Source organism: uncultured Amnibacterium sp., from assembly GCF_964245895.1.
GTDB lineage: Bacteria > Actinomycetota > Actinomycetes > Actinomycetales > Microbacteriaceae > Amnibacterium.
On record NZ_CAXTOQ010000148.1, the window covers coordinates 1 to 8,409 of the forward strand.

Annotated in this window: 9 protein-coding genes and 1 pseudogene; all 10 read left to right on the plus strand. The window is 74.6% G+C overall.

The genetic code is table 11. The features are described 5' to 3' along the window. A partial coding sequence (locus ACFE60_RS15605; protein WP_375389783.1) for a HisA/HisF-related TIM barrel protein occupies positions 1-344 on the plus strand: 344 nt, incomplete at its 5' end. Continuing rightward, positions 341-709: a phosphoribosyl-AMP cyclohydrolase gene (gene hisI, locus ACFE60_RS15610; protein WP_375389784.1), complete on the plus strand. Its 369-nt coding sequence runs from the start codon at positions 341-343 to the stop codon at positions 707-709. The genes ACFE60_RS15605 and hisI, both read left to right, overlap by 4 nt. A gap of 5 nt (positions 710-714) precedes the next feature. Then, positions 715-2,259: an anthranilate synthase component I gene (locus ACFE60_RS15615; protein ID WP_375389790.1), complete on the plus strand. Its 1,545-nt coding sequence runs from the start codon at positions 715-717 to the stop codon at positions 2,257-2,259. Beyond that, positions 2,256-2,849, plus strand: a complete 594-nt coding sequence (locus ACFE60_RS15620; protein WP_375389785.1) for a Trp biosynthesis-associated membrane protein — start codon at positions 2,256-2,258, stop codon at positions 2,847-2,849. The genes ACFE60_RS15615 and ACFE60_RS15620 overlap by 4 nt, the downstream gene beginning before the upstream one ends. A gap of 10 nt (positions 2,850-2,859) precedes the next feature. Beyond that, positions 2,860-3,087 carry an HGxxPAAW family protein gene (locus ACFE60_RS15625; protein WP_375389786.1) on the plus strand — a complete coding sequence of 76 codons (228 nt, stop codon included), beginning with the start codon at positions 2,860-2,862 and terminating at the stop codon, positions 3,085-3,087. Positions 3,088-3,113: 26 nt separating this feature from the next. Next, positions 3,114-3,893 carry an indole-3-glycerol phosphate synthase TrpC gene (gene trpC / locus ACFE60_RS15630; protein WP_375389791.1) on the plus strand — a complete coding sequence of 260 codons (780 nt, stop codon included), beginning with the start codon at positions 3,114-3,116 and terminating at the stop codon, positions 3,891-3,893. Beyond that, positions 3,890-5,119, plus strand: coding sequence for a tryptophan synthase subunit beta (gene trpB / locus ACFE60_RS15635; protein ID WP_375389787.1), 1,230 nt, complete (start codon positions 3,890-3,892; stop codon positions 5,117-5,119). The genes trpC and trpB overlap by 4 nt, the downstream gene beginning before the upstream one ends. Before the next feature lie 5 nt (positions 5,120-5,124). Beyond that, positions 5,125-5,925, plus strand: a complete 801-nt coding sequence (trpA, locus tag ACFE60_RS15640; protein WP_375389788.1) for a tryptophan synthase subunit alpha — start codon at positions 5,125-5,127, stop codon at positions 5,923-5,925. A gap of 425 nt (positions 5,926-6,350) precedes the next feature. Continuing rightward, positions 6,351-7,322, plus strand: coding sequence for a prolipoprotein diacylglyceryl transferase (gene lgt / locus ACFE60_RS15645; protein ID WP_375389789.1), 972 nt, complete (start codon positions 6,351-6,353; stop codon positions 7,320-7,322). 100 nt (positions 7,323-7,422) lie between these two features. Further along, positions 7,423-8,409 (plus strand): annotated as a pseudogene (locus tag ACFE60_RS15650) (glutamate synthase subunit alpha); the annotation flags it as partial.

Below are 8,409 nucleotides of genomic sequence, written 5' to 3' on the forward strand. Positions count from 1 at the left end.
CCGGCTTCGCGGTCACCACGCACGGCGGCCGCAAGAGCACGGGCATCGACGCGATCGAGTGGACCAGGACCGCGATCGACCTCGGGGCGGGGGAGCTGCTGCTCAACTCGATCGACGCGGACGGCACGAAGGCCGGCTACGACCTGCGCCTCATCGAGGCCGTGCGGGCGGTCAGCTCCGTCCCGCTGATCGCCTCAGGCGGCGCCGGCTCGCTCGAGCACTTCGCGCCGGCGGTCGGCGCGGGTGCGGACGCGGTGCTGGCCGCCAGCGTGTTCCACCGCGGGCTGCTGACGATCGGGCAGGTGAAGGCGGCCCTCGCGGACGCCGGGGTGGAGGTGCGATGACCGGCGAGACGATCGACGCGGACGCGGCCCTCGCGCTCGCCCGCTTCACCGACGGCGGGCTGCTGCCCGCGATCGTGCAGGAGGCCTCGACGAAGGACGTGCTGATGCTCGGCTGGATGGACCGCGAGGCGCTGCGCCGCACGCTCACCGAGGGCCGCGTCACGTTCTGGTCCCGCAGCAGGCAGGAGTACTGGCGCAAGGGCGACACCTCCGGGCACGTGCAGCACGTGCGCGCCGCCGCGCTCGACTGCGACGCCGACACCCTGCTCGTGACCGTCGACCAGGTCGGCCCCGCCTGCCACACCGGGGCGCACGCGTGCTTCGACACGCATCCGGTCGACGTGACGGTCGGCGCGTCCTCGTGAGCGCGATGCCCGGTACGACGACCAGGGAGCGGTTCGGGGACCACCTGGAGGGGCGGCGCGTCGTGCCGGTCGTCCGGGTGCTGTTCGCGGACAGCGAGACCCCGCTCGGCATCTTCCGCAAGCTCGCCATGCGCGCGGACGGGCGCATGCGGCCGGGGGCGTTCCTGCTCGAGTCCGCGGAGCAGGGCGGGATCTGGTCGCGGTACTCCTTCGTCGGCGTCGCGGCGTTCGGTGCGCTCACCGAGCAGCGGGGCCGCCCGGTCTGGCAGGACTGGGGGCTGCCCGCCTCCCGCGCCTTCGGTGCGGGGGGCATCACCGGCGACTACCTGGAGGCGCTCGACGACCTGCACTCGCACTGGGCGTCGCCCCGCGTGCCCGGCCTGCCGCCGCTCACCGGCGGGCTCGTCGGGTACATCGGCTGGGACGCCGTCCGGCTGCTCGAGCGGCTGCCGAACGCGCCGCCCGCCGACTACCAGGTGCCCGAGATCGGCATGGTGTTCGCCTCCGAGGTCGTCGCGATCGACCACCTGAAGGGCACCGTGTCCCTGATCGTGACGGTGCTGAACGACGAGGGCACCGCCGCGGAGGCGGCCTGGGCGGACGCGCAGCGCCGGCTCGACGCGCTCGAGCGCCGGCTCGGCGCCCCGACCGAGGCGCAGCTCGCCCTCGTCGACCTCGACGTCGTGCCCGAGCCGGCGGCGCGTACGGAGCGGCAGGACTACCTCGCCGCCGTCGAGACGGCGAAGGAGCACATCCGCGAGGGCGACGTGTTCCAGGTCGTGATCGCGCAGCGGTTCGACCTGCCGACGGCCGCCAGCCCGCTCGACGTGTACCGGGTGCTGCGGCAGCTGAACCCGTCGCCGTACATGTACCTCATCGCGCATGAACGGGCGGACGGCGCCCCGGTCGCGGTCGTCGGCTCGTCGCCGGAGGCGCTCGTGAAGGTCGAGGGCGGACGCGTGTTCAGCCACCCGATCGCCGGGTCGCGGCCGCGCGGCGCGACGCCGGAGGCGGACGAGGCGTTCGCGGCGGAGCTGCGGGTGGACGAGAAGGAGCGCGCCGAGCACCTGATGCTCGTCGACCTGGCCCGCAACGACCTGGCGAAGGTCTGCGTGCCCGGCACCGTCGAGGTGACCGAGTTCATGCGCATCGAGCGGTTCAGCCACATCATGCACATCACCTCGAGCGTGGAGGGGGAGGCGGGGCCCGGCGTCGGGCCGGTCGACGTGCTGCGCGCCACCTTCCCGGCCGGCACCCTCTCCGGGGCGCCGAAGCCGAGGGCGCTCGAGATCATCGACGCGCTCGAGCCCGCCCGCCGCGGGGTGTACGGCGGCGTCGTCGGCTACTTCGACTTCGCGGGCGACCTCGATCTTGCGATCGCGATCCGGACGGCCGTGATCGCGGACGGCGTCGCCCGGGTGCAGGCGGGCGGCGGCCTCGTCGCCGATTCCGTGCCCGAGCTGGAGTGGGCGGAGAGCTGGAACAAGGCGACGGCGCCGCTCAAGGCGGTCGCGGTCGCCGGCGCGATGCGCCCGGTCGGCTCGGCGTGACGCCCGGGCGCGAGCGCCTGCTCGTCGTGCTCGGCGCCGTCGCGGCCGGCGCGGTCGCGGTGCTCGCCTCCACCCGCACGTTCGCGACCGCCGTCGTCACCGGCGTGCAGGCCCCCGTCGTGGTGAGCGGGGCGCAGGCGACCCCCGCGCTCGCCCCGCTCGGGATCGTGGCGCTGGCCCTGGCGCTCGCGCTGACCATCGCCGGCCGCGTCGCGCGGATCGTGCTGGGCGTGCTGCTCGTGGTGCTGGGGGCGGGGATCGTCGCGGTCGTGCTGCCGTCCGTGCTCGACGACGCGACGGGCACCCGCGGCGCGATCAGCGCCGTCACGGGGGTGACCGACGTCGGCTCCCTCGTCACGAGCCGCTCGGGCACCGCGTGGCCGGAGGTCGGCGCGGTGGCCGGGGTGCTGGCCGCCCTGCTCGGCCTGGTCGTGGTCCTCCGCGGCCGTTGGTGGTCGACCGGCGGCCGCCGGTACCGCTCGGACCAGCCCGCGCCGGCGTCGACCGACCCGATCGCCGAGTGGGACGCCCTCACCCGCGGCACCGATCCGACCTCGCCCGACGGGCGGCGGCCCGAGCCCGACCGGTAGGATCCAGGACATGTCGAACATCAGCGATGAGGGCGGCCACGGATCCTCGCCGGCGGCGTGGGCCGCGGTCGTGATCATGCTGATCGGCTTCGCGATCGCCACGGCGTTCCTGTTCCTCGACGTGATCCCGCTCGTCTGGCTCGGCGCCGCGCTGATCCCTGTCGGCCTCGTCGTCGGCGGCCTGCTCAAGGCGGTCGGCTTCGGTGTCGGCGGCGCGCGGTCCGGGGGCTCGCACTGAGCGGTCCCACGCCGACCCTGCGCGGGCTGCTCGCGGAGCTGACCGCGGGGTCGGCCGAGGACGCCCGTCTCCGCGAGGCCGACCGGCCGCTGCTCGACGTGGAGCGCGCGGCCCTGGCCGCGCCGCCCGCGCTCGACGCCCTCGCCGCGCTCGCGCCGGACCCCGGCGTCGTCAAGGTCGTCGCGGAGGTCAAGCGCGCCAGCCCCTCCCGCGGCCCGATCGCCGACATCCCGGACCCGGCCTCGCTCGCGAGCGCCTACGCGGACGCCGGGGCGAGCGCCATCAGCGTGCTCACCGAGCAGCGCCGGTTCGCCGGCTCGCTCGCCGACCTGCAGGCGGTCCGCGCGGCGGTCGACGTGCCCGTGCTGCGGAAGGACTTCGTCTCCCTGCCGTACCAGGTGCTCGAGGCGCGCGCGGCGGGCGCCGACCTCGTCCTGCTGATCGTCGCGGCCCTGCCGGACGACCAGCTGCGCTCGCTGCTCGCCCTCGTGCACGACCTGCGGATGACCGCGCTCGTCGAGACGCACGACGAGGGGGAGGTGGACCGCGCGCTGGCCGCGGGCGCCCGCCTCCTCGGGGTGAACGCCCGGGACCTCGACACGTTCGAGCTCGACCGCGACCTGTTCTCGCGGGTGGCCGGCCGCATCCCGGCCGGCGTCGTCAAGGTCGCCGAGTCCGCGGTCCGCACGCCCGAGGACGTCGCCGCCTACCGCGCCGCGGGCGCCGACGTCGTGCTCGTCGGCGAGGCGCTCGTCACCGGCGACCCCGCCGTGCTCATCGACGCCTTCCGGAGGGCCGGCTCATGACCGACACGACGATCGCCCGCAGCTCCTCCGGCGAGGGGCCCTACTTCGGCGCCTACGGCGGCCGCTGGGTGCCGGAGCCCCTGATCGCCGCCCTCGACGAGCTGACCGCCGCGTGGGAGGAGCTGCGGGTCGATCCCGCGTTCGTCACGGAGCTCGCGGCGCTGCACCGCGACTACACGGGCCGCCCGTCACCGCTCACCGAGGTGCCGCGCTTCGCCGCGCACGCCGGCGGGGCCCGGATCCTCCTCAAGCGCGAGGACCTGAACCACACCGGGTCGCACAAGATCAACAACGTGCTCGGGCAGGCGCTGCTGACCCGCAAGATCGGGAAGCGGCGCGTCATCGCCGAGACCGGCGCGGGCCAGCACGGCGTCGCGACCGCCACCGCGGCCGCCCTGTTCGGGCTCGACTGCACGGTGTACATGGGCGAGGTCGACACCGACCGGCAGGCGCTGAACGTCGCGCGCATGCGCCTCCTGGGCGCCGAGGTCGTGCCCGTCACCGCCGGGTCGCGCACGCTGAAGGACGCGATCAACGAGGCCATGCGCGACTGGGTGACGAACGTCGCCACCACGAACTACGTGTTCGGCACCGCCGCCGGTCCGCACCCGTTCCCGGCGATGGTCCGCGACCTCCAGCGCATCATCGGCGACGAGGCCAGGGCGCAGGTCCTCGAGCGGACGGGCGCCCTGCCCGACGTCGTCGCGGCGTGCGTCGGCGGCGGCTCGAACGCCATCGGGATCTTCACCGCGTTCCTCGACGACGCCGGGGTCGCCCTGCACGGCTTCGAGGCGGGCGGCGACGGCGCGGACACCCCGCGCACGGCCGCCACGATCGGCGTCGGCCGGCCGGGCGTGCTGCACGGCGCCCGCAGCTACGTGCTGCAGGACGAGGACGGGCAGACGCTCGAGTCGCACTCCGTCTCGGCCGGGCTCGACTACCCGGGCGTCGGTCCGGAGCACGCGTTCCTCGCGGACAGCGGGCGGGCGGTCTACCGCTCCGTCACCGACGCGGCCGCGATGGACGCGGTGCGGCTGCTGAGTCGCACCGAGGGGATCATCCCGGCGATCGAGTCCGCGCACGCGCTGGCCGGCGTGCTCGAGCTGGGCCGCGAGCTGGGCCCCGACGCGACGATCCTCGTGAACCTCTCCGGGCGCGGCGACAAGGACACCACGACGGTCGCCCGCTGGTTCGACCTGGTCGACCGCGACGCGGTGCAGGAGTGACCTCGGTGCCGCAGGACGTCGCCGCCTCCCGGGTCGAGGCGCGGATCCGGGCGGAGAACGCCTCCGGCGCCGGCGCCCTGGTCGGCTACCTGCCGATCGGCTACCCCGACCTCTCGACCAGCATCGAGGCCGCGATCACGCTGACGCAGCACGGCGTGGACCTGCTCGAGCTCGGCCTGCCGTACTCCGACCCGGTCATCGACGGCCCGACGATCCAGGCGGCGACCACGAGGGCGCTCGAGCAGGGCTTCCGTCTCCGGCACGCCTTCGAGGCCGTCCGCGAGATCACCAGCGCCTCCGGCGCGCCGGTGCTCTGCATGACCTACTACAACCCGGTCCTGTCGTACGGCGTCGACCGGTTCGCCGGCGCGCTGGCGGAGGCGGGCGGCGCCGGCCTCATCACGCCGGACCTGGTGCCGGACGAGGCCGCGGAGTGGATCGCGGCGAGCGACGCGCACGGCCTCGACCGCGTGTTCCTGGCCGCGCCGACCTCGGGGGAGGCGCGCCTGCGGCGGGCCGCGGCGTCCTCCCGCGGGTTCACCTACGTCGTCTCGACGATGGGCATCACCGGCGCGCGCGCCGACGTCGACGGCGCCGCCCGCACGCTGGTCGACCGCCTCCGCGCGGTCACCGACCGGCCGCTCGCGGTCGGCATCGGCATCTCGACCGGTGCGCAGGTGGCGGAGGTGCTCACCTATGCCGACGGCGCCATCGTCGGCAGCCACCTGGTCAGCGCCCTGGGCCGAGGCCTGGGCGCCCTCGCCGACGCGGCGGACGCGTTGGCGGAGGGCACCGCCCGGGCCTGACCCGCCCGGTGCCCGAGCCGACCGGTGCGCGGTGCAGGACGCCGTCCCGGCTGCAGGACGGATCGCGCCCGGACGTCCTGCACGCGGCCCGCGGTCCTGCACGCGGCCCGCACTGGCGCCTTGCACCGATCGTCTTCGTGCGCGTTCCTGCACGAGGCACCTCTCAGTGCCTCGTTCAGGATTCGTTCCCGGGTTCAGGAGGGTTCGGGCGTGGTGGTCCTGAACGCGGGACGAATTCCTGAACCAGCCCTCGCGCAGGACGCCGTCCCGGCTGAAGGACGGATCGGGCTCGCGCGTCCTGCACGCGGGACGTGATCCTGCACACGGCACCGCGCAGCCGACGCGCGAGCGTGCGAGCCGCGCCGACCCATCACGATCCGTGCCCCGATGAGCGCGGCCCCAGGCGGCCCGGTACATTCGACGCCGTGATCCCGGTATCGATCCCGAGCCCGCCCGCGTCCTGGGCGTTGTTCTCGATCGGCATCTTCACGATCCACAGCTACGCGCTCTGCATCCTCGCGGGCATCGTCGTCGCGGTCGTGCTCACCTCCCGCCGGCTCACGGCCCGCGGCGGCCAGCCGGGCGTCGTCGTCGACTTCGCGATCCTCGCGGTGCCGCTCGCGCTGGTCGGCGCGCGCGCCTGGCACGTGCTGACCCACGTCGGCGACTACTTCGGCCCCGACCACCCGCTGACGGACGTGAACACGTGGATCAACGCCGTCGCGATCTGGAACGGCGGGAACGCGATCTTCGGATCGATCGTCGGCGGCGCGGTCGGCGTCTGGCTCGCGAGCCGCTGGACCGGCGTCCGGTTCCTGTCCTTCGCCGACGCCGTCGCGCCGGGCATGCTGCTCGCGCAGGCCATCGGCCGCATCGGCAACTGGTTCAACACCGAGCTCTACGGCATCCCGACGACCCTGCCGTGGGGCCTCCAGGTGCCCTCGGACAACGCGGCGTTCCCCGCCGGGCTGCTGCCGGGCACCCTGTTCCACCCGACGTTCCTGTACGAGCTGGTCTGGAACACCGCAGGCGCGGTCCTCATCCTGCTGATCGAGCGGCGGGTGGCGCTGCGCTGGGGCCGCGCGCTCGGCCTGTACCTCATCTGGTACGGCATCGGCCGCAGCGTGTTCGAGTCGATCCGCATCGACCCGACGACCATCGTCCTCGGGCTGCGCATCAACGTCTGGGCCGCGTTCCTCGCGATCCTGCTGGGCCTCGCGATCATCGCGGGGTCGCGCCGCAGGCACCCGGGGGTCGAGACGTCGGTGTACCGGCCGGGCCGCGAGTGGGTGCCCGAGCCGCCGGTAGTATCGCGCTACACCGCGGCGGACTTCGAGGACGGGGACGACGCGGAGCCGGCCGGGACCGTCACGAGCGGGTCCACGACCACCCGGTGACCGAAGGGCGGTGGACCGCCCCACCGGATCGAGTTCCTTTCCCCTGGGCCGACGCCGTCCCGCGAGCCATCCCGACCGACACCGGGCCCCTGGAGGACGCATGGTCGACACCACCGCACCTCGCGACGGCGCCGCGTCCGCGCTGCCGTTCAGCGCCGTCCCCGCCGCCACCGGCCTGTACGACCCGGCCGCGGAGAAGGACGCCTGCGGGCTCGCGATGGTCGCCACCCTGCGCGGCACCCCCGGCCACGACATCATCGACCACGCCCTCGACGCGCTCCGGCACCTGGAGCACCGCGGCGCCGTGGGCTCGGACGCGGGCACCGGCGACGGCGCGGGCATCGTCACCCAGGTGCCCGACGCGTTCCTCCGCGAGGTCGCCGGGTTCGACCTGCCGCCTGCCGGCCGGTACGCGGTCGGCCTCGCCTTCCTGCCGACCGACGCGCGCGAGCGCAACGCGCTGAAGGCCGCCGTGGCGGACATCGCCGCGGAGGAGGACCTGCAGGTGCTCGGCTGGCGCGCGGTGCCGACGCGGCCGGAGACCATCGGGCAGCTCGCCCGGGCCGCCATGCCGGTGATCGAGCAGCTGTTCGTCGCCTCGACCAGGGCGTCGCACCCGGCCGGCATCGTGCTCGACCGGCAGGCGATGCGCCTCCGCAAGCGGGCGGAGCGGGAGCACGGCGCCTACTTCGCGTCGCTGTCGAGCCGCACCGTCGTCTACAAGGGCATGGTCACGACCCTGCAGCTCGAGCCGTTCTACCCGGACCTGTCCGACGAGCGCTTCGCCTCGACGCTCGCGCTCGTGCATTCGCGGTACTCCACCAATACGTTCCCCTCGTGGCCGCTCGCGCAGCCCTTCCGGATGATCGCCCACAACGGCGAGATCAACACGGTGCAGGGCAACCGCAACTGGATGCGCGCCCGCCAGTCGCAGCTGTCCAGCGAGCTGATCGGCGACGTGGAGAAGCTGCTGCCGATCTGCACCCCAGGGGCGAGCGACTCCGCCTCGTTCGACGAGGTCGTCGAGCTGCTGAGCCTCGGCGGCCGCAGCCTGCCGCACGCGGTGATGATGATGGTGCCGGAGGCG

Coding starts and splice junctions, on each gene's coding strand:
- trpB (WP_375389787.1), top strand. CDS start 3,890: ATGACCGACACGACGATCGCCCGCAGCTCCTCCGGCGAGGGGCCCTAC.
- ACFE60_RS15625 (WP_375389786.1), top strand. CDS start 2,860: ATGTCGAACATCAGCGATGAGGGCGGCCACGGATCCTCGCCGGCGGCG.
- ACFE60_RS15615 (WP_375389790.1), top strand. CDS start 715: ATGCCCGGTACGACGACCAGGGAGCGGTTCGGGGACCACCTGGAGGGG.
- hisI (WP_375389784.1), top strand. CDS start 341: ATGACCGGCGAGACGATCGACGCGGACGCGGCCCTCGCGCTCGCCCGC.